Annotated in this window: 17 protein-coding genes; 16 read left to right on the forward strand and 1 reads right to left on the reverse strand. The window is 36.7% G+C overall.

Going from position 1 to position 21,713, the window contains the following annotated elements:
• Positions 1-70 precede the first annotated feature (70 nt).
• Together AC4GZ8_RS11340 and AC4GZ8_RS11345 are read left to right on the forward strand one after the other, a co-directional pair.
• Positions 71-1,786, forward strand: a complete 1,716-nt coding sequence (locus tag AC4GZ8_RS11340) for an ABC transporter ATP-binding protein (RefSeq protein WP_491081957.1) — start codon at positions 71-73, stop codon at positions 1,784-1,786.
• Positions 1,787-2,064: 278 nt separating this feature from the next.
• The gene (locus AC4GZ8_RS11345) at positions 2,065-2,673 is read left to right on the forward strand and encodes an acetate uptake transporter (RefSeq protein WP_491081958.1); all 609 of its coding nucleotides are present in this window, start codon (positions 2,065-2,067) and stop codon (positions 2,671-2,673) included.
• A 208-nt stretch (positions 2,674-2,881) separates the two neighbouring features.
• Here the strand turns inward: AC4GZ8_RS11345 and AC4GZ8_RS11350 are convergent, their stop codons facing one another.
• Positions 2,882-3,667, reverse strand: coding sequence for a formate/nitrite transporter family protein (locus AC4GZ8_RS11350; RefSeq protein WP_491081959.1), 786 nt, complete (start codon positions 3,665-3,667; stop codon positions 2,882-2,884).
• Between the two features lie 307 nt (positions 3,668-3,974).
• On the opposite strand from AC4GZ8_RS11350, the gene rocF reads away from it, so the two are divergent.
• From rocF to AC4GZ8_RS11420, 14 genes are all read left to right on the forward strand, one after another.
• Complete coding sequence (rocF, locus tag AC4GZ8_RS11355) at positions 3,975-4,880, forward strand: arginase (protein WP_491081960.1); 906 nt, start codon at positions 3,975-3,977, stop codon at positions 4,878-4,880.
• Positions 4,881-4,897: 17 nt separating this feature from the next.
• Positions 4,898-6,091 (forward strand): ornithine--oxo-acid transaminase, encoded by a 1,194-nt coding sequence (locus AC4GZ8_RS11360; protein ID WP_491081961.1) that lies wholly within the window; start codon positions 4,898-4,900, stop codon positions 6,089-6,091.
• A 382-nt stretch (positions 6,092-6,473) separates the two neighbouring features.
• Positions 6,474-6,767 (forward strand): WXG100 family type VII secretion target, encoded by a 294-nt coding sequence (locus AC4GZ8_RS11365; protein ID WP_491081962.1) that lies wholly within the window; start codon positions 6,474-6,476, stop codon positions 6,765-6,767.
• A 58-nt stretch (positions 6,768-6,825) separates the two neighbouring features.
• Positions 6,826-7,065, forward strand: coding sequence for an ESX secretion system protein YukD (gene yukD / locus AC4GZ8_RS11370; RefSeq protein ID WP_491081963.1), 240 nt, complete (start codon positions 6,826-6,828; stop codon positions 7,063-7,065).
• A gap of 13 nt (positions 7,066-7,078) precedes the next feature.
• Positions 7,079-8,398, forward strand: coding sequence for a type VII secretion protein EssB (gene essB, locus AC4GZ8_RS11375; protein ID WP_491081964.1), 1,320 nt, complete (start codon positions 7,079-7,081; stop codon positions 8,396-8,398).
• Between the two features lie 39 nt (positions 8,399-8,437).
• Positions 8,438-12,889 (forward strand): type VII secretion protein EssC, encoded by a 4,452-nt coding sequence (essC, locus tag AC4GZ8_RS11380; protein ID WP_491081965.1) that lies wholly within the window; start codon positions 8,438-8,440, stop codon positions 12,887-12,889.
• Positions 12,886-15,969 carry a type VII secretion protein EsaA gene (gene esaA / locus AC4GZ8_RS11385; RefSeq protein WP_491081966.1) on the forward strand — a complete coding sequence of 1,028 codons (3,084 nt, stop codon included), beginning with the start codon at positions 12,886-12,888 and terminating at the stop codon, positions 15,967-15,969. Before essC ends, esaA begins: the two co-directional genes overlap by 4 nt.
• Positions 15,959-16,462 carry a type VII secretion protein EssA gene (essA, locus tag AC4GZ8_RS11390; protein WP_491081967.1) on the forward strand — a complete coding sequence of 168 codons (504 nt, stop codon included), beginning with the start codon at positions 15,959-15,961 and terminating at the stop codon, positions 16,460-16,462. The genes esaA and essA overlap by 11 nt, the downstream gene beginning before the upstream one ends.
• A 13-nt stretch (positions 16,463-16,475) precedes the next feature.
• Positions 16,476-16,904, forward strand: coding sequence for a YwqH-like family protein (locus tag AC4GZ8_RS11395; protein WP_491081968.1), 429 nt, complete (start codon positions 16,476-16,478; stop codon positions 16,902-16,904).
• The gene (locus AC4GZ8_RS11400; RefSeq protein ID WP_491081969.1) at positions 16,904-17,170 is read left to right on the forward strand and encodes a YwqI/YxiC family protein; all 267 of its coding nucleotides are present in this window, start codon (positions 16,904-16,906) and stop codon (positions 17,168-17,170) included. Before AC4GZ8_RS11395 ends, AC4GZ8_RS11400 begins: the two co-directional genes overlap by 1 nt.
• 12 nt (positions 17,171-17,182) lie before the next feature.
• Positions 17,183-19,039 (forward strand): ribonuclease YeeF family protein, encoded by a 1,857-nt coding sequence (locus AC4GZ8_RS11405; protein ID WP_491081970.1) that lies wholly within the window; start codon positions 17,183-17,185, stop codon positions 19,037-19,039.
• 13 nt (positions 19,040-19,052) lie between these two features.
• The gene (locus AC4GZ8_RS11410; protein ID WP_491081971.1) at positions 19,053-19,598 is read left to right on the forward strand and encodes a hypothetical protein; all 546 of its coding nucleotides are present in this window, start codon (positions 19,053-19,055) and stop codon (positions 19,596-19,598) included.
• A 145-nt stretch (positions 19,599-19,743) separates the two neighbouring features.
• On the forward strand, positions 19,744-21,051 hold the full coding sequence (locus tag AC4GZ8_RS11415) for a pre-toxin TG domain-containing protein (protein WP_491081972.1): 1,308 nt from the start codon (positions 19,744-19,746) through the stop codon (positions 21,049-21,051).
• Between the two features lie 13 nt (positions 21,052-21,064).
• On the forward strand, positions 21,065-21,427 hold the full coding sequence (locus AC4GZ8_RS11420) for a hypothetical protein (protein WP_491081973.1): 363 nt from the start codon (positions 21,065-21,067) through the stop codon (positions 21,425-21,427).
• Positions 21,428-21,713 lie beyond the last annotated feature (286 nt).

Genomic DNA, 21,713 nt, shown 5'->3' on the forward strand with positions numbered 1-21,713 from the left:
TTTGATATAGCTATTTGTTTAAATATGCTAATATAATAGTATTTATATGGAATAGAAAAGGAGAAGTAAGATGCTAAAGCGTTTTTTTTCGTATTACATCCCACATAAAAAGCTTTTCATTATTGACTTTAGCAGTGCAATCATAGTGGCGGTTTTAGAATTAGCCTTTCCGCTTGCCGTTCAATGGTTTATTGATTCGTTACTGCCAACTGAAAATTGGTCTGCGATCGTATCTGTCAGTGTTGCACTATTTGTTCTTTATATTATAAGTACATTTTTGCAGTATATCGTAAACTATTGGGGTCATATGCTTGGAATTAATATTGAAACAGATATGAGAAAACAGCTGTTTCAGCATGTTCAAAAGCAATCATTTAAGTTTTTCGATAATACGAAAACAGGAAATATTATGAGCCGGATTACAAATGACCTTATGGATATTGGTGAGCTTGCCCACCATGGTCCTGAAGATTTATTTATTTCCATTATGACATTTGTTGGTGCCTTCTGGATTATGTTTACTGTAAACGTAAAGCTGGCATTAGTAGCACTTGTCATTTTACCTTTTTTAGGTTGGCTTATAGTGGTGAGTAATTTAAAAATGAACCGTGCTTGGAAAAAGATGTACGGGGAAATAGCTGATGTAAATGCCCGTGTGGAGGATAGTGTATCAGGTGTACGTGTTGTCCAATCTTTTACAAATGAAAGCTTTGAAAACAAACGCTTTTCTGTAAATAACTTAAAATTCCGTAAAGCAAAGCTTGGTGGATACAAAGTTATGTCTTTTAGCTTATCGGGAATTTATATGATGACACGATTTGTTACTTTAGCTGTACTTGTTGTGGGAGCATGGCTAAGCTATACTGGACAGCTTACTTACGGTGAGCTAGTTGGTTTTGTGTTGTACATTAACGTTCTTTTTAAACCAATTGATAAAATTAGTGCCTTAATGGAGCTTTATCCGAAGGGAATGGCTGGTTTTAAGCGATTCACTGAATTACTGGATGCAGAGCCTGATGTTCAGGATGTAAAAGATGCGGTTGAAGTTCAAACCCTTCGCGGTGATATCTCATTTCAAGATGTCACATTTGGCTATGATGAGCATAAGCGTGTACTAAATGGAATAGACTTGTCAATTTCGGCAGGCGAAACTATTGCATTTGTCGGTCCATCAGGTGCAGGGAAAACAACGATTTGTACACTCATTCCTCGTTTTTACGATGTTGACAACGGATCAATCAAAATCGATGGTATTGATGTACGAAATATGACAAAGCAATCTCTTCGATCTCAAATTGGAATTGTCCAGCAGGATGTGTTCCTGTTTACGGGTACCTTAAGGGAAAACATCTCCTATGGAAAACTAGGGGCAACACAAGAGGAAATAGAAGAAGCGGCGAAAAGAGCACACTTAGAAAGCTTTATTGAATCACTTCCATTCGGCTATGATACGCAAATCGGGGAACGTGGCTTAAAGCTATCAGGAGGACAAAAGCAACGCATTGCAATTGCAAGAATGTTCTTGAAAAATCCGCCAATTCTAATCTTAGACGAAGCCACTTCAGCATTAGATACAGAAACTGAACTCATAATTCAGCAAGCCTTAACAGAGCTATCGCAAAACCGAACAACACTTGTTATCGCGCACCGCCTCGCAACAATTCGAAACGCGGACCGCATTGTGGTAGTAACAGAGGATGGAATTGCAGAACAAGGAAAGCACGATGAATTAATTGAGCAAGGAGGAATTTTCGCCAACCTTCATCGGGTCCAATATCAAAGTTAATTAGATGGAACAGAGGTGTTCCATCTTTTTAGCGTTTGCAAAAAAATGATAGATTTTACAAAAATATTCTGTAGTTTGCTTGAAAAACTTCTAAACTTGCAAAAAAAACGCCCAAACTTACAAAAATGTCTATTGTGATGATAGCGATTACAACCTATATGTACTAAGCAACCGAATAAAAGTATAGATTTTTTCAATAATTCGACTTCTATTAAATAGATTGACACCGATTCCTCCGTTCTGTATTTTATTTAAGTATGTCTTTTTAGGAGGAAATTATGAATAATCATCAAGTAAAAATTACAACGGCAGATCCATCAGCACTTGGACTATTCGGTTTAGCGATGGTAACTCTTGTTGCATCATCACAGAAATTAGGGCTAACAGACGGTTTATCTTTTATTTTGCCTTGGGCTTTCTTTTTAGGCGGATTGGCTCAACTGTTTGCCTGTGTTCAAGATGCAAAACACAATAATATTTTTGGGACAACCGCATTTGGAGCGTTCGGTTTATTCTGGTTCGGTGTTGGTATGTCCTGGCTTATACAACTAGGTGCTTTTGGTGAAAAATTAGCAGCAAATGTTGATCCAAAACAGCTTGGAGTTGCGTTTATTGGTTATTTGATCTTTAGTGTGTATATGACCATCGGTGCAATGGAAACTCATAAAGTATTATTCTTTATTTTTGTTTTTATTGATTTCTTATTTATTGGGTTATCATTAAGCACATTTGGCATTATGCATGAAGCCACTCATATGCTAGCGGCTGTGTCTGAGTTAATGATCGCTTTGCTGTCTTTTTATGGATCTGCAGCAGTTGTTTTAAATACACATTTTGGCCAAGTTGTTTTACCAATAGGTAAACCTTTTGGCATTTTTAAAAAGTAATTGAAGAACCGAGGCTGAAATAGAGTGTGCCTCGGTTTTTTTTGTCGAGAATTTTCAAATCGAAAATAAACGGGTTAAAATTGAAAATATATTTCCAGAATCGAAAATAAGATTCAAAAATAGATTAATTTTTTAAGGGAATCGAAAATACCCTCGATATTCCGCTTCATATAAAAAGACTGACATCATGTCAGCCATGGTTTAACACCTATTTCTCATCTACCATAAATGGTTTATTGACGTAATAATACATCCACCCCATTAAAACTCCGCCACCTATCATATTTCCAAGTGTAACAGGTATTAAATTATGAATAACACCAGCTAATGTAAAGGTTTCAGGCGGGTTAGACACAAACGCAATCGCAAAGGTACACATATTGGCGATGCTGTGCTCATAGCCTGAGATGAAAAAGCAAAACACAAACAGCATCATGGTAAACAATTTCGCCCCATCACCTTCAAGCCTCATTGGGATGAAAAAAGCAAGACAAACGAGCCAATTACAAAGAATGCCTCTAAAAAATAGTTCAGTAGGGGGAAGTTGAACCTTTTTTTCAGCAACACTCATTAAGAAACCAGTTGTTCCTTGATCGGAAAATAGTCCTGTTGAGAAAATAAATAAAGCAAAAAAGATAGCCCCTAATATATTTCCAAAATAACTAGTAAGCAAAAGCCTGCTAACATCACTCCAATTTATTTTTCGTTGAAAAGCTGTATAGGAAAAGTAAAAAGTATTTCCGGTAAATAAATCACCGCCACCATAGGTGATTAAAATAATTGCTGCTCCAAACGTTAATGCTGCGATAGGAAAGGCTAATGGTGATTGTTCGAGGTAAAAGAAATTACCTGACTTAAAAGCTACAATAACCCCAAACCCTATAAACATGCTAGCTAGCATGGAACGAAGTAAATAACGAAAAGGACTTTTTTGAAAAATTTTTTGTTTTTTAAAAGCTAAATCCTGAACTTGTTTTAATGCAGCTTGTTCCAATATTTTCACACTCCAGATCTATTCCTTATGTTTTACATCATAAATGAAAGAGGGGATCTTCTCTGTGATGAAAATCACGAAAAAATTCTTTTGAAAAAGGAAGGATCATCCGAGGTGAAATGTTCTTTATGTTTTATATTAAAATATTAACTTATGTGAATTTATAATTGATAAATCATAATTTACGCAATAAGAAAAATATATTTATATATTAATATTTGTATATAAATGAATAAATATACAAACTTTTGTTGAGTTGAGTCATCATTCACCACTAATATACAATGGGGAAAAGGGGGAGTTTTACATGAAAAAGCATATGACAATCATAGGTGCTCCTATGGATTTAGGGCAGTCTAGGCGAGGGGTTGATATGGGGCCTAGTGCGATTCGCTATGCAGGTGTTGTAGAGCGCTTAGAATTACTAGATTATGAGATTCAAGATAAAGGTGATATACAAATTGGCAGACCTGGAAAAGAGGAAGAAGCATCTGCCGGGAATAATTTAAAGTATTTACAAGCTGTATCAAAGGCAAGTCATAAGCTTGCAGAAGCAGTCGATGAAGTCGTAAAAAAAGGTTCCTTTCCACTTGTGTTCGGTGGAGATCACAGTATTGCGATTGGAACACTTGCAGGAATATCAAAGCATTATCAAAACTTAGGTGTGATTTGGTATGATGCACACGGAGATTTAAACACAGGTGAAACATCACCTTCAGGAAATATACATGGAATGCCGTTAGCGGTAAGCCTCGGAATCGGACATCCAGACTTAACTACAATTGCAGGTTATACAGAAAAAGTAAAGCCGGAGAATATTGTCATCATCGGGGCACGTTCATTAGATGAAGGGGAAAAAGTCCTCATTCGAGAAAAAGGAATCAAAGTATACACGATGCATGAAATCGATCGACTTGGGATGACAAAGGTAATGGAGAGTGCAATCGCTTACTTGAAGGGTAAAACAGATGGTGTTCATCTTTCACTTGATTTGGATGGACTTGATCCGAGTGATGCACCTGGGGTTGGTACTCCTGTTTTAGGTGGAATTAGTTACCGCGAAAGTCATTTAGCAATGGAAATTTTAGAAGAGTCGAAGATTATTACATCGGCTGAATTTGTTGAGGTTAATCCAATATTGGATGAAAAAAATAAAACAGCAGAAGTTGCCGTCGCGTTAATGGGATCATTATTTGGGGAAAAGCTTCTATAATATAGGGAGGTATGAGGATGAAAACAATATCTGAACAAGTAATTAAGCAGACAGAACAATATGGGGCAAATAACTATCATCCATTACCAATTGTTATTTCGAAAGCTGAAGGAATTTGGGTAGAGGATCCAGAGGGGAATCGGTATTTGGATATGCTAAGTGCCTATTCGGCCGTAAACCAAGGGCATTGCCATCCAAAAATTATTCAAGCATTAAAAGATCAAGCTGACCGTGTAACATTAACATCACGGGCATTTCATAATGACAAGCTGGGTCCATGGTATGAACGAATTACAACCATGACGAAAAAAGATATGGCATTGCCAATGAATACTGGGGCTGAAGCAGTTGAAACAGCAATTAAAGCAATTAGAAGATGGGGGTATCAGGTAAAAGGGATTCCCAATAATCAAGCTGAGATCATTGCATGTGAAGGGAATTTTCATGGCAGAACAATGACAGCTGTTTCTCTTTCGTCTGATGAAGAATATCGAAAAGGGTTTGGTCCAATGCTGCCTGGAATAAAGCTAATACCATATGGTGACATTGAAGCTTTAAAAAATACTATTACTCCAAATACAGCTGGTTTTCTTTTTGAGCCTATTCAGGGGGAAGCGGGAATTAATATTCCTCCAGCAGGTTTTATCAAAGAAGCTTATGATTTATGTAAAGATAATAATGTTTTATTTGCTGCAGATGAAATTCAAGCAGGTCTAGGTCGTTCAGGAAAATTATTTGCTTGTGACTGGGATAATGTAATACCTGATATGTACATTTTAGGCAAAGCACTCGGCGGAGGTGTGTTTCCAATATCCTGTGTGGTAGCAAACAGTGATGTTCTTGGTGTATTTAACCCCGGTTCACATGGTTCAACATTTGGAGGCAACCCATTAGCCTGTGCAGTATCACTTGCTTCCCTTGAAATTATTGAAGAAGAGAAGCTGGTAGAACGCTCATTAGAATTAGGTACTTACTTTATAGAACAATTAAAAGAAATGAAAAATCCAATTATTAAAGAAGTAAGGGGGAGAGGGTTGTTTATTGGTGTTGAATTAACAGAACCAGCTCGTAGCTACTGTGAAAAGCTTAAAGAGATGGGACTGTTATGTAAGGAGACACATGACACTGTTATCCGTTTTGCTCCACCGCTTATTATTTCAAAAGAGGAGCTAGATTGGGCAATAGAACGGATTAAACAGGTATTATCATAATGTAAAAAAACATTTGTTGAGAAATATTCTGAGACTAGATTTAATGGATCTAGTCTTTTTTTCTTCTTATATCCACAAAAATTTACTTTTCTGTTTAATGTTAAGACCCCATCAATATGGTAGTCATCTTTTAACTGTTACTATTCTCCTGGTATTCTCTTGTTTTTTTTGTGAGTATATTACCGTAGACTTTAAGGTTACTAGGATAAAAGATTCCTTTTTATTTACAATTTAGTTTAAACCTGTATTTATTAGGGGAGATATGATATTGGTATATAGTAGCAATTTTACAGGATATGTTTATCTATCCAAATGATTCCCGGGTACTCACAAATTCAAATAGATGATTACCGAAATATTACTAGTTAAGGAGAGGAAGTAAATGTCTGGAATTATTCGTGTTACCCCTGCAGAGTTAGTGAGCATGGCAAACCGTTACTCTAGTGAAAGCAGCCAAGTAGGAGAGCAAATTTCTCGTCTTGATACTATGATTCGTGAGCTTGAAGGTATGTGGGAAGGTGAATCAAGCAGAGCATTCAGTGAACAATACCAGTCTTTAAGACCATCTTTTATTCAAATGCAACAGCTACTTGAGGACATCTCAACTCAGCTTAACAGCACATCTAAAGCACTTGAAGATGCTGATCAACAGATCGCAAGTCAAATTAGAGGATAAGCAAAAAAAGCAGGGGCGCTCTTTCAATGGACGCGCTCCTTCCTTATGAGGTGAGCTAATGTATATAGAAATCACAATTGATCTAAAAAACTATCAACACGATAGCTTTGATATTAGACTATCCAATTATCATTCTGTAAAAAAATTAATTGACATTGTTTGGCAAGCAAAGAATATAACAGAGCAGCCAAGACAAGGTGCTTGGGTAAGAGTAGTAAATAAACAAAAGATTATCCAAGGAACAGAGCGACTCCTGGATGCTGGCATAAGAACAGGAGATAGAATCGAAATCTTATAAAGGAGAATTTGGCATGTCATCAGAAAACAACCATACCTCATATTTAACAGACCAACTCGAAGCAATCATAACACGTAAAGACCAGATTATGACGTTTGCTTTTCAGAAGGAAAAAATAAAATTAGATGATCCTACAGAAATCTCCTTTCTAACAGAACTAAACCCGACTATCCAAAAGGAGATAGTCATGAAGGACGATGAGCTCACCATCCAATACAAACTCCCTAATTCCTATTCTTTTCTCCTTCCTCATATGAAACGATTAGATGAGAAAGAGCGTTTTGTTCTAGCGTATAAAATGATACAGTCTGTGACGAGTCATCGTCTTTCACGAATTCATCTCGTTGTTTGTCCAGAAAACATTGTACTTGACCTAGGGCTAAATACATATTTTCTTCACTTTGGAGTAAAAGAAAGTCTGCCGCCTTATGAAAAAAATGCCGATAAATTACTTCAGGAGGTAAAGGCTACTGTCGCTTCCATCGTGGATACAACCTATTCATTTGAACAATACGTTCAGTTTTCTCAAACACTAAAAGTATCAGCATTAGTTAAAAAAATTATGGCAGTAAAAGAGTATAAGGAGTTACTTGACATTATTGATGAACAAATACAAAGGGTTAACCATGAAAAATCACTTCACATGACTGTGAATAAGAAAACATGGAAGCTTAATCGATATGTCTTAATTGGGGTTACCCTATTGTTTATCCCAGCTTTTATTTACAGCATCTATTCATTATTCTCATTGCAGCCAAAGCAAGAAAGCTTTATTCAAGCTCAGGAAATGTTCCTGAAAAATAATTTTAGTGAGGTTGTAACCGAACTTCAGCCATATAGCATTAAAGAAATGCCAAAGGTGACGCAATATCAACTTTCTTTATCTTATATCGTGAATGAATCATTAACAGAAGATCAAAAGGAAACAGTTCGAAATACCATTACTTTACAAACAGATCCTCTTTATTACGAATATTGGATTCGAATTGGCCGTGGTGAGGCTGAGGATGCCCTTGATATTGCGAGATTCCTTGAAGACCGGGATCTTATCTTATTTGGACTATTAAAACACAAAGAACAATTAAAGTCAGATGATAGTTTAGATCGAGAGGAAAGACAGCAAGCGATAGCTGACATAGAAAACGAAATAAAGGAATATCAACAAGAAGCAGAGTCTGAACTTGTAGATGAAGAACAGGATCAGCCTGTATCGAATACGGTTGAAGAAGAAAGTCAACCTTCTGAAACAAAAGAGAAAACAACCGAGCAGAATGCACAGCAACAAACTCAGACAAAACAAGAAATTACAGAAGAGCAAACAAAAACAGAGTAATGAAGATGTCTAACGAAAGAAGAAACAGGTGGTGATCATATGGCTACGCTTTGGTTTTTTACAAAGCATTCATACCAGGAAATTCAACTAAAAAAAGCTTCAAAACAGCAAATAACCATCGGTCCAAGTAAAGATCATACGATTACCTGCCCAACCATATCAAACACCTTGTGTGTGATGAATCGTGATGGTGAATATTGGGTGCAGAACGATGCGGACCAACAGGATATCCATATTGAGCTTAATAAGTACTGTACACTTGATATGAAGGGAGAAAAGGTAGGATTTTACCTTGCTCCTTCTTTGGAGAAAAAAACGCATTATGTCGGGCATTTAAGAGAAATATCTTTTTCAACTGGTGATCAAAGCGCAAGCTTTTATAAGAAAGATAATCGTAAGGCATCTTTTTCGTTCATCCAACATTCTAATGGTTTTCATGTATCAAACCTAAATGGAGTTGTATATATAAATGGTCAAAGCCTCGAACAACCATGTCAATTAGAAATTGGTGACATCATCATGTGGGCAACGATGAAAATCACCTTACTTGAAGAAGACTTCATTCAAATCGAATCTGCAGAAACGTATCAAACAGTTCTTTCTGAAGCGATTCTACCTTTATCAGAAATGCAAAAAAAATATCCGGTTTACCGCAGAACACCTCGTATGGTTTATGAACTGCCTGATGAGAAGGTTCAGCTCTCATTTCCAACACAAGATTCTCAGGGATCTAATCGGAGTTTGTGGTTAATAATTATGCCACCCCTTGTGATGCTGATCGTTATGGGACTTGTTGCATTTTTAATTCCGCGTGGGATTTTTATTATAGTTTCAATCGTTATGTTTATGACAACACTTGTGACTTCAACAGTCCAATACTTTAGGGATAGGGGAAACCAGAAAAAAGCCAAGGAACGTCGAAAACGAATTTACACGAATTATTTAAACTCGAAAAGACAGGAGCTTCAACAGCTTGCAGATAAACAAAAAGAAGTTCTTGAATTCCATTTTCCCGCGTTTGAGAGGATGAAGTATTTAACAAATCAACTTTCAGACAGACTTTGGGAAAGAACAATGGAAAGTCCGGACTTTCTCCAGTTTCGTCTTGGGACTGGTACCGTTCCGGCAAGCTACACAATTTCATCCAATGCTTCAGACATGTCTAACCGTGAAATGGATGAGTTACTAGAGGAATCTCAAACTCTAGAAAAATCGTATAAAAACCTTCAAAACCTTCCAATTACAGCGAATCTTTCAGAGGGTGCCATGGGATTAATCGGGAAAGATCGTGTATTGAAAAAGGAGATTCATCAATTAGTCGGCCAGCTAGCATTTTTTCATAGCTATCATGACCTAAGGATTGTCTTTATTTTTGATGAACAAGAATACAAGGACTGGGAGTGGATGAAGTGGCTTCCGCATTTTCAACTAGCAGGCTCCCATGCCAAAGGGTTTATCTATAATGAAAGATCTCGAGATCAGTTATTATATTCCCTTTATGAAATGGTAAGAGAGCGAGATCTTGAAGAGGAAAAAGAGAAAATCAAGTACTCCCCACATTATGTGTTTATTATTACAAATCATCAGCTGATTTCTGATCATGTCATACTTGAGTATCTTGAAGGAGATCATCAGCACCTGGGCATTTCTGTCATTTTTGCAGCGGAGGCGAAGGAAAGCTTATCAGATAATATTCACACTCTTATTCGTTATATCAATGATGAGCAAGGTGATATTTTAATTCAACAGAAAAAAGCGGTCCGAATTCCTTTTGTATTAGATGAACATAAACAAGCTGATAACGAAATGTATGCAAGGATGCTTAGAACTCTTGATCATCAAATCGGAATGACCAACTCGATTCCAGATTCAGTGTCCTTTTTAGAAATGATGAACGTAAAAAGCGTTGATCAGCTCCCAATTGAACAAAACTGGATGACACGTGAATCTGCAAAATCATTAGCTGTACCCGTTGGATTAAAAGGCAAGGAAGAAACGATCGATTTGAACCTTCACGAAAAAGCACATGGACCACATGGACTTTTAGCAGGTACGACAGGTTCAGGAAAAAGTGAATTTTTACAAACCTATATTTTATCACTTGCTGTTCATTTCCATCCACATGAGGTAGCATTTCTTCTTATTGATTATAAGGGTGGAGGGATGGCACAGCCGTTTAAAAATATGCCGCATTTACTTGGAACGATTACTAATATTGAAGGAAGTAAAAACTTCAGTATGCGGGCACTTGCTTCCATTAAAAGTGAGTTAAAAAGAAGGCAGCGCTTGTTTGATCAGCATACTGTCACACATATTAATGATTACACAAGGCTTTATAAAGAGGGAAAAGCAGAGCAGCCTTTGCCACATCTTTTCTTAATCTCTGACGAATTTGCAGAGCTAAAAGCAGAAGAACCGGACTTTATTAAAGAATTGGTCAGCGCTGCACGTATCGGGAGAAGCTTAGGTGTCCATCTTATCCTTGCTACCCAAAAGCCGGGGGGGGTAATCGATAATCAGATTTGGAGTAATGCGCGCTTTAGAGTAGCATTAAAGGTTCAAAACACAGAGGATAGCCGAGAAATATTAAAAAATGGTGATGCGGCGTCTATAACTCAAACTGGCCGTGGTTATTTACAGGTCGGGAATAATGAAGTATATGAGCTTTTTCAATCTGCATGGAGTGGTGCACCATATTATGAAGACGAGTCACTTGATATCGAGGATGAAATTGCGATTGTTACAGATCTAGGATTGATTCCCCTATCTGAGGTAAGCGTACAAGACCAAAAGCAAAAAGAAGTGTTAAGTGAAATCGCCGTTATTGTTTCAAAAATCAATGATGTACAAGAAAAACTGGAGCTCAATAAATTACCAAGTCCATGGCTTCCGCCTCTACCATCTCGATTATATCTTGAGGAGCAAGAGGAATTAAAAGACAAAGCGAGCATCATGTTTGCACGAATTGATGAGCCGGAAAAACAAAGCCAATCTGATTACTCATATGACGTAATTGAAGATGGAAACATCGGAATATTTGGTTCTGCTGGCTACGGGAAGACAAGTACGATGCAAACCATGCTTCTTGGCATGGCAAAAGCCTTTACTCCTAAGGAAATTCATTTTTATTTAATGGATTTTGGAAATGGTGGGTTATTGCCTTTAAAGCAGCTGCCACATACAGCAGATTATTTTCTATTAGACCAAGAACGTAAAATTGAGAAGTTCATGAATATTCTTCGAGATGAAGTAGCGAGTAGAAAGCAACTGTTTCAAAAGCAAGAGGTTAGTTCGATTAAAATGTATAATGCTTTAAGTGAAGAGCAGCTTCCACTCCTTTTCTTAGTTGTTGATAATTTTGACCTTGTAAAGGAAGAGATGCTCGAGCTTGAACAGCAGCTGAACACTTTTGCACGTGATGGCCAATCATTAGGTATTTATATAATGCTGACAGCGACGCGAATTAACTCAGTTCGTCAGTCATTAATGAATAACTTACAAACAAAGATTGTTCACTATCTAATGGATCAAACAGAAGCTTATACAATGCTAGGACGCTTGCCATTTGCTCCAGAGTCCATTCCAGGAAGAGCGATTGTGAAAAAGGATACAGCTTTCTTTTCCCAAGTATATCTTCCGGTTGAAGGAAAAGATGACTTTGAGCAGATGGAAAACGTAAAGCAGCTGGTGCAGCAACTTAAAGAGGAATATCACCATATTGAGAAGCCAGCTCCAGTACCTATGCTTCCAACTGAATTAACGATGATCAATTTTGCCTCTTATACAGAAAAGAAATTGGGATTACTGCCTATTGGCTTGCATGAGGAAACAGTTAAACCAGTTTATGTAAACCTTACAAGGTCGAAGCACTGTCTAGTGTTAGGTCAGGCGCAAAAAGGAAAAACCAATACATTAAAGGCCTTTATTCATACAGCAATAGATCAACAACTCGAACATGTTGCAATCTTTGATTCAATCGATCGAGGCTTGTCTGCATATATAGGGGAAGATAGAGTTGTTTACTTAGAAGGTAAAGATCACTTTGCATCATGGATTGAAACTATTGAAAACGTGTTGCTGGAAAGAGAAGTAACGTATCAGCAGTATATTCAGCAAGGAAAACCGTTAAATACCAATTCGCCAGTTTTATTGATTGTAGATGGGTACGCGAACTTCCTGCAAAAGCTAGATAATCCATTACAAGATAAACTTGTTCGAATGATAAAAAATTACAGCCATTTAGGGTTTAACATGATCGTATCTGGCAGCAACAATGAATTAACAAAAGGATATGATCCATTAACACTAGAAATTAAACAAATTCGCCAAGCGGTCGTGTTAATGAAAAAATCAGAACAAACCTTGTTCACTCTTACGTACGATCGAAAGGAACCAGAAATTCAGCCAGGTTACGGCTATTATGTTGAAAATGGCAAAGAACAAAGCATCCAAATCCCGCTTGTTCATGTAGAAAGAAAGGTGCAAATATGAAACAAACATCAACTATTATCAAATTACTTGTAGCCATTACCTTAATCGTCATTACGCCCCTTCTTTTCTTTCGTGCAATCGGTGATAATCCGTTTAAAGTTCAAAAAGCAAGTGCGGCTCAAACTATAGCGATTATCAATGAAGACAATGGGTATGAAGAAGAAGGAGAAAACATTCAGCTAGGTGAGAATGTTGCGAGTATATTAAGTGAAAACTCAAATTTTGAATGGACTGTTGTCGGAAGAAGTGCTGGTGAAAATGGCCTGCTTAATCAAAAATACGATGCGGTTGTTTACTTACCATCAAATTTTTCTGAAAATGTGATGTCCTATAATGAAGAAACCCCTGTAAAAACAAATTTTGAATACAAAGTTCAAAGTCAACTAAACGCTGTAAACAAGGAAAAAGTTTTATTAGAGTTAGAAAAAGCAACGAAAAAAGTAAATCAAAAAATCTCGACACTATACTGGAATTATGTTTCAGCTGATTTAGAGAATATTCGTGCAGAATTTGATGAAATTCTTCAAAAAGAAATGGCCTTTCAGGAAGCCATGACTGCTTTCTATAAACCTAGCTCTAAAGATTTAGCAGGGCATATTGAAGAACAAAAGGTGATGCTAGCAAGTCTCCAAACTTCAATTGAGCAAGCTGGAAGCCAAACAACTGAACAGCAATCAATGGTAGAAAGGTACGAACAAAGCTTAGCTAGCTTTGTAGAATATGTTGAAACATATAAAGAATACCAAGATAACCAGCAAAAAATTCTAGCGGATCTCCAATCACAGGCAATTCAAACAGTAAACGAAGCAACAAATAATCAGCAGCCGTTATTTGTGCAATCTATTCGTCTTTTTGAAGATGAAGGTAGTTCTATTGTAGAAAGCATGCAACAGCTTAATACACGAATGACTCAGTCACAGCAGCTTTATACTCAGCTTGAGGAACAAAGATATAGCCAAGTTGCAAGACAAATAAGTGATTACTATGAGTTTCAGAAAAAGATTTTAGATTTTTACTTGGGGCTAACGGGTAGAACATTAGAGCTTAAAGATCTCGAGGACAAAATTGGAGAGTATAGTGAATTGCTTGAAGATGGATTGGATGAATTACCTACAGAATATGAAACAGAAAATCAAAATGAAATAAATGTATTAGTCGGTTCTAACAAAGGCACAGACACTCAACATGAAAACCAAGAGGGTGAGAAAGAAAAAGATAATGATCAGCTAACTTCTGAGAATCAAGAGACAATAATAGAACCCCTTCCTTCTGAAACTGATGAAAATGATGGGAAATACGTAGATTTAGAGGAAGATAAATCAGAGATTACAAGTATTGCTGAGGAAATGACAAAGCTTAAAGATGAGCTTGCAGCACTAGAAGAGCTAACGCCTGAGAATATTGCTACTACAGTAAAAGGGTTAGAGAAATTAGGTGAAAGGTTAGCGACCTTAAACACTTCTTTATCAGAAAAGGAGAGTGAAGGCGAAAATCCGCTTCAAGAAAAGTTAGAAGATTTACAAAAAACACTAGCAGATACAATTGAATCTACAACAGAACAAATTCGAAATTTAGAGACTGAATTAGAAACAGTCAAAGGTGAAAGAGATACTCTCAAAATAGAAAAGCAAGAATTACAGGTTCTGTATAAGGATCTTTATGATAAGTTCACAGCTGTTAATGAAGAACTTAAACTATACAAGGATTATGAAGCTAGTATAAAAAAAGCAATTTCAAAAAAAGAGGATGCAATTTTAACATCAGAAGCATTATCAGAAACAAGAAAAGAGAACATAGAGGGAATTATTACCAAGGAAATAAATAGCAAAGATCTTCTAGATATGATGTTCTATTACTCATATCTTGATCGTTATCACGCTACCTTAAAAAGCATGGTTTCCGAGGATCAAGCAAAAACAGCAACATTAAATGATGAATACCTACAGCAAGAAGCAAATAAAATTGTGGCTATTACAACAGAGGAGCAAGATCGTTGGGATGTGATGAGAGAAGAAATCCCAACCACGAAAGATGCTTTGACAACAATGGAAGACAACTTCACTGTCTTTATGGTCGAATATCGAAAAGCAGTTGATGAAAATCAAGCTAAGCTTATGGAAAGCCTTGAAGCGATTCAACAGGAGGCACAAACAGTTCTTGAACAAATTCAACAGCCGGAAAAAATGCTCTCACAGTCAACTCCTACGTCAACAGTAGAAGGACAGGAAATGATTTTAGGCTCTGAGCAAATAAGCAGCCAAATGGAGTCGATCCACACATGGCTTGAATCCGTTCAAGAAAGTCAAGGCGGTATTGTGGATTACACTGATGAATTACAAGGAAGAATCAACGATGTTCAAGCTGATGCGGATAAATTAAACCAAAAATGGGCAACAAATGTCGCATCAACAGAGCTTATTCGAGATGACGTCTTTAGCGTATTAGGAAATGCGTTTGTCGATGGCCAGTCTAATGGATATGTGTATGACTTTTTAACAAACCCATTAAAAATAAGTGGCGATGTTCCAGAGGAAACGAAAAGCACAACTGTTCAGAATATCCCACCGGTCGTTGTTTTGTTTATTGTCCTTGTATGTAGCTTGTTAATTGGTTACACAAGTTACTATTTCAAACAACCGCCATTATGGATTCAGGCAATTTTATTTGTCCTATTGAATCTAATCGTCGGATTTGTCATCAGTCTTTTTGGATTAGAAATTTATCCATTAAGAGAAGAAAGTGCAGTGGAATGGACTGTGTTTACAATATTCTTATTAATGGCTGGATCAGCATTAGTCAGAGTTGGTTTTGCGGTTCATCAGCTTGTCGGGACATTTATTACAGTGGGTATGGTCATTTTCTATGTCACACCATTACTCGCTCTGACAACACCAAATTTCAGCTTCCAAGATCCGATGTCCAAAGTATACATGAGTATTCAGTATGGAACTGAATCACTGTTTACCCAAGCAATGGTTGCACTTTGCTGCATCATTTTAGGATTGGGAGCACTTCAGTATTTTATTGGAAGAACTGAAATGGTTTCGGTTGATAAAGGATCTGAGACCTATGATGCATAAGTCTAACAAAAAATACTTTTGGTTTCTATTTTTTGTCGTAAGTTTTCTGCTAATCCAAGATCAAGTTGTATTAGCAGAGACAAATATTGATGAGCTCGTGCCAAACGACTATCAAAAGGAAAATGTAAAAATCAATAAGGATTTATTGCTAGACAATAAGCAAAATCAGCAACGTACAAACATCCCTGAAGAACAAAAAGGTTTAACATTCGAAGGAAAAAAAACGTCTAATGATACCGAAATTGCTTCTTCATTATTTAAAGAAAATGCAAAAAATCTTAATACAATCAAAACAAAAGCAGAAAATTTACAATTGTTTTCATCAACAGAGAAGTTATCACAAGGGCAAACAGTAGGGGAAGAAACAACTTCCTCTACAAAGCCCTTATCCCTTTTCATTTGGGCCTTAGTTGTGATCTGTATGATATCACTTATCACAGTCATTTTGTTTTGGAACAATCAACAAAGCAAAAGATCGCTAAAAAATAGCTAGTGAGGTGAATGGTATGAGTTTATCAAATACGTTATATTCTCTTCAACGGACGATATCTTCACGATCACATGACGTTGATGAGAAAATCGAACGACTAAAAAAAGCAAAAAGTGAGATTAGTAGTGAACAATCTATTCTATTGCAGGAAATAGAAAAAATTAAACAACCGGACTTAGGCAGGGAATGGACAGGGAAGCGGTCTGAGGAATTTAATGATGAAAGAGAACAAGCTTACAACATCATGAAAAACATCGGACAATACAGCTATAATAGCTATCAATATACGATTGAAAACAAAATAAATGTACTAGAAATAGAGAGAATGGCTTTAAATACTGCAAGTGCCCTAGCTCACGAGGCTGGAGATTTAGTAAATATGGGGGAGGACGCCATTGATGAATTGTCCGACCGAATTAGTGATTTGAAAAGGCGGTTATTTTAATGGTAACTATCAAATTAAATTATGAAGCCGTTGTGAAGGAAATTAATGAGGCAGATTCAGCCCTATCATCCATTAAACTTACAGTTCCTGCCTCTAGTGACATGGGAAAAAATCGTTTGGATTTCACCGCTTATTTTCTGGAAAGAGAGAAAAGGATTCACCAGTTCATGAATGATTATGTTCAAATTGTTGGGAAAAATCTAGAAGATACAAAGGCAAATGTACGATCATTAAAAGAGCAGGATGAAGCCATTACGAGAAACTAACGGAAAGGGCAGATGGCGAACGTGAAAGTATTTGAAGCAAAAACGCTAATAGAAGCAATGGAGGATCGCTCAACAGTCTATAAAGATTTACGAGAAAAGCTTGAACAGCTAAAAAAGGAATTCACAGATATCGTCCAGCTTGATGAGAACCTAAAAGGAAATGGAGCAGATGCCATCAAAGGCTTTTACCAAGCACAAATTGATGTGGTAGAAGCCTTGCTTCGTTTCACAGACATGCAAATTGCATTTTTTAATGGTGTGTCAGGATCAATAAATGAATCTGACTTATCAGGTGACACAGTTGTGGACGTCAACTTTCTTGAAAGTGATCTTTCCATCCAAGCGAATAACCATATCGCAATGGTCGAAAGTCAGCAAGAAGATCTTAAAAAGATCTTTAGGGGGATTGATGATATTGTCTCTCTTGACGCTTTTTCATTAGACCAATTTGATTCCGCAATGTCAGATGCAAAGAAGAAAAGAGAAGATACGATTAAAGCTGTAGATACACTAGATCAACAATTAAAAGAAGAATATATGATATCAGAAAGTGCCGAGTATCATTTCTCAGCCCTTTTTCAGCAACTGTTAGAGGCAACTGCCCAAGGAAACACAATCCAACCCATCAATTTTGACTCACAAGCCTACAAAGCAAGTGAAGCCTATCAACTAACAGACGAAGTCGAACAATATGCTAATGAATACCTCACATTCAAAGAAGAACAAGAACAATTTAGAGAAGAGCTTAAAAAAGCAGAAGAACTAGAAAACCGACCATGGTACGAAAAAACATGGGACGGTATCAAAACCTTCACAGGAGAAATCACCGGATATTACGATTATATTCGTGCCTCAGAAGGAGTTGACCCTGTCACTGGCGAAAAATTAACAACAGGGCAACGAGTCGCTGCCGGTGCCATGGCAGCAGCAGGTTTTATCCCAATCGTTGGCTGGGCCGGAAGAATCGCAAAAGGCGGAAATGCCATCTACAAAACCGCTAAAGGCATGAACGCCGCAGACCAAGCCCTGGACGTCTACCGAACAACCAAAACCTTCTCAAACCTGGAAAAAGCCGAGATGGGAATTTACGGCCTTGTCTCTGCGAATGGTTTTAGTGAGTATCTAACTGGTAAGGATATGTTTGGGAATGAATTAACGGTTGAACAGCAGCAGAATAGTCTTGCTCAGGCACTTGGTTTGTTGGCTGTAGGTGGTGGGGCTTATTATGTGAATAGGTTGCAGGCGGAGAATGCGGTTTATCAGGTACCTATTACAAAACTTAATAACAGTCAGAGTAGAGGAGAATACCTAAGAAATAAATATGGGGATATTTCTCCGGAAGAATTGCATAGTAGAATTAATGTTAGAGGGATAAATGAGGAAGCTATTAAACATGGGTCAAAAAAGACCTGGGATGAATTTCTTGAAAATACAGCTATTACTGACATTGAAAAAGCTAAGAATTCCTATATTACTCTAATTAAGGAACAATCTCCGTGGCCAGAAGGTTTTATTCCGAAAAAGGGAGTATTAAAATCCGGTGATACGTTTGAGATGGTACTTGATAACGGGCAACCAATTCATAAGCCTGGAAGCTTTGGAACGTTTGATAAAATTACAGGTATTGAATATGCGAAGGAAAATTTAGCTATTAAGTCTAATTGGAAAGAAGACTTCGGAAAAGTAGTCACATATAGAGTAAAACAAGGTGTAGAATTACCTGTACTAGAAGGCCCAGTCGGTCCACAAATTGATCTAAATGCTAATAAATACTTACCTGGTGGAGGTACACAAATTCAGCTAATGTTAGATTGGAAAGAAGATAAAATGAATTATCTGGAAGTAATAGCAGTGAGGGCAAATAAATGAGGAGGTAAAAATAATGAGTGGTGTTGATTATAAATTCGACTCAAGTAATGTAATATGGGAATATAATAGTAAAAAGGTTGAACTTCAGATTTCTAAAATAAATTTTGTAAACGTCGAAAAAGAGAATAGATATATATATATTGTTTGTGGGGAAAACTTTTCTGAGGACACAATTTATTATTATTCATTTGAGGGAAATAAAATTTTTTCATATGATAAAATAAAAGGTACAGTAAGTTGGGATTATAAAGGAAAGTCAGTTGAATTAAAATGTAAAGATATTATAAATGCTAAGCTATTCTTAGAACAAGAGGTTGTAATTATTTTAGCAAACGGCCAAAACTCAAAAGATCGTGTTATTGGATATAATCTGGAAGGTGGATTAAAGTTTGAGAAATATGCACCTAAAGATTATAAATTTTTATATTTATCGACATCTTCAGATAAAATAACCGTTGTATGTGAAGGTAGTCATTCGGATTCATATGGAAGAAATTCGTGGCATTTTGAGTTAGATTTAAGTACCGGTGAACTGACAAAAATAAACTTAGCTTATTAGATAGAAGTGGGAGTTAGAATTTGATGTAACTGAACCCTTACAAGTATTTAATATGATCATTATTTGAATATTTGAAATTATGAAAGACACCCCTTATATGAAAATTATACTTAAAAGGCCTATTCTATCTTTGATAGGTCTTTTTATGTGTAAATTCAGCTTGCTAGACTTTATTACACCAATGCTATTCGATATAGCAGCTCTCTTCCAGCAACTGTTAGAGGCAACGGCCCAAGGAAACACAATACAACCAATTAATTTCGATTCCCAGGCATACAAAGCAAGTGAAGCCTATCAACTAACAGATGAAGTCGAACAATACGCAAACGAATACCTTACATTCAAAGAAGAACAAGAACAATTTAGAGAAGAGCTTAAAAAAGCAGAAGAACTAGAAAACCGACCATGGTACGAAAAAACATGGGACGGCATCAAAACCTTCACAGGAGAAATCACCGGATATTACGATTATATTCGTGCCTCAGAAGGAGTTGACCCTGTCACTGGCGAAAAATTAACAACAGGGCAACGAGTCGCTGCCGGTGCCATGGCAGCAGCAGGCTTTATCCCAATCGTCGGCTGGGCCGGAAGAATCGCTAAAGGCGGAAACGCCATCTACAAAACTGCTAATGGCATGAACGCCGCAGACCAAGCCCTGGACGTCTACCGAACAACCAAAACCTTCTCAAACCTAGAAAAAGCCGAGATGGGAATTTACGGCCTTGTCTCAGCGAATGGTTTTAGTGAGTATCTAACTGGTAAGGATATGTTTGGGAATGAATTAACGGTTGAACTGCAGCAGAATAGTCTTGCTCAGGCACATGGGTTGTTGGCTGTTGGTGGTGGGGCTTATTATGTGAATAGGTTGCAGGATGGAAGTAAAGTACTTGATGTGCCAAGTAAAAATTTTACCGAGGATATAGATGATGTATTAAACAAAATAATCCTTGAGGGTGCAGATGAATCTACTAAACCATTAAGAAGGCAAGCTTTTGAGGAGTTTATCCAAGCAACAAAGGGACAGTATAGTTCTACTGAAGAACAAGCAAATGTATTTATGAAAATTCTAAAAGAGGAAGACCCTTGGCCGTTAGGATTTAATAAAGAGGCTGCAAAAACTACTTTGAAACCTGGTACAAGAATCGAAATGGCTATTAGCCCGGGTCAAATTGAAGAAAGGCCAGGTGGATTTGGAACATTTGATAAAATTACAGATGTTAATTACGTTAGAAATCAACTTGCTGTTAAAGCTGAATGGAAACCTGAAATTGACAGAGTGGTAACATATGAAGTTGTTGATGAGCTACCTGTTATTTCTGGTGAAGTAGGACCACAAATCGATGAACCTATTGGTAAGTACTTATCTGGTGGAGGACATCAGGTACAAATGCTTGTTAGTCCAGCTGATAGAATGAAATATTTGAAGGTAATGGAAGTAAGGAAAATTAATTAGTGGAGGTTAAAACATGATTTTTACAAGTGAAAATAAAACGTCCTGGAGAATATATGATAAAGAAGTAAGTATTGATCTAGTTAATGTTGTAAGTGCAAAACATTATGAAAAGACTAATGTCGTAGCTTATCTAGTTGGGAAAGAACCAACAAATCCAGAATCTTTACAAATATTTAATATAAATGGTGAATTATTATTGAAGTTAACAAGACCAAAAGGTTATCAATTTGTGTACTTAACAACTCATCCTAAAGCTGAAGTATCTGTTGTTTGTGGTGTTGTAGATGTTGAAAATTCAGATGAATCTTGGTCTGATTTCTATTTCGGTGTAGATTTTGGAGCAGGAATACTTGAAAGGCTAGGTATTGCACGATAAATTGAAGGTGTTAGAGTCTAAAACTAATAGTATATAGTTATATCTCTGATACTATATAAAAATTAAAAACTTACTTATTTTAAATCATACGATAAAAAAATGTAATTCATGGGAATAACTAAGGGTAAAAGATAGGGATTTTAATCTTTTAAGGCATTCTAAATGTTATAATCTACTAGAGATTCCTTTAAGTGGTGTATTATTTAGTTGAAAAAAATATTAAACCTGATCTATAAAATAGTTCAGGTTTTTTTGTGCATTTGAAGAATATGTATACTGATAAACA

This window comes from Metabacillus sp. RB-C-LZQ-3-1 (assembly GCF_058315175.1).

What these genes read in the sequence shown, in the direction of transcription:
- AC4GZ8_RS11340 (WP_491081957.1), top strand. Translation starts at nt 71, where the DNA reads ATGCTAAAGCGTTTTTTTTCGTATTACATCCCACATAAAAAGCTTTTC.
- AC4GZ8_RS11345 (WP_491081958.1), top strand. Translation starts at nt 2,065, where the DNA reads ATGAATAATCATCAAGTAAAAATTACAACGGCAGATCCATCAGCACTT.
- rocF (WP_491081960.1), top strand. Translation starts at nt 3,975, where the DNA reads ATGAAAAAGCATATGACAATCATAGGTGCTCCTATGGATTTAGGGCAG.
- AC4GZ8_RS11360 (WP_491081961.1), top strand. Translation starts at nt 4,898, where the DNA reads ATGAAAACAATATCTGAACAAGTAATTAAGCAGACAGAACAATATGGG.
- AC4GZ8_RS11365 (WP_491081962.1), top strand. Translation starts at nt 6,474, where the DNA reads ATGTCTGGAATTATTCGTGTTACCCCTGCAGAGTTAGTGAGCATGGCA.
- yukD (WP_491081963.1), top strand. Translation starts at nt 6,826, where the DNA reads ATGTATATAGAAATCACAATTGATCTAAAAAACTATCAACACGATAGC.
- essB (WP_491081964.1), top strand. Translation starts at nt 7,079, where the DNA reads ATGTCATCAGAAAACAACCATACCTCATATTTAACAGACCAACTCGAA.
- essC (WP_491081965.1), top strand. Translation starts at nt 8,438, where the DNA reads ATGGCTACGCTTTGGTTTTTTACAAAGCATTCATACCAGGAAATTCAA.
- esaA (WP_491081966.1), top strand. Translation starts at nt 12,886, where the DNA reads ATGAAACAAACATCAACTATTATCAAATTACTTGTAGCCATTACCTTA.
- essA (WP_491081967.1), top strand. Translation starts at nt 15,959, where the DNA reads ATGATGCATAAGTCTAACAAAAAATACTTTTGGTTTCTATTTTTTGTC.
- AC4GZ8_RS11395 (WP_491081968.1), top strand. Translation starts at nt 16,476, where the DNA reads ATGAGTTTATCAAATACGTTATATTCTCTTCAACGGACGATATCTTCA.
- AC4GZ8_RS11400 (WP_491081969.1), top strand. Translation starts at nt 16,904, where the DNA reads ATGGTAACTATCAAATTAAATTATGAAGCCGTTGTGAAGGAAATTAAT.
- AC4GZ8_RS11405 (WP_491081970.1), top strand. Translation starts at nt 17,183, where the DNA reads ATGGCGAACGTGAAAGTATTTGAAGCAAAAACGCTAATAGAAGCAATG.
- AC4GZ8_RS11410 (WP_491081971.1), top strand. Translation starts at nt 19,053, where the DNA reads ATGAGTGGTGTTGATTATAAATTCGACTCAAGTAATGTAATATGGGAA.
- AC4GZ8_RS11415 (WP_491081972.1), top strand. Translation starts at nt 19,744, where the DNA reads ATGTGTAAATTCAGCTTGCTAGACTTTATTACACCAATGCTATTCGAT.
- AC4GZ8_RS11420 (WP_491081973.1), top strand. Translation starts at nt 21,065, where the DNA reads ATGATTTTTACAAGTGAAAATAAAACGTCCTGGAGAATATATGATAAA.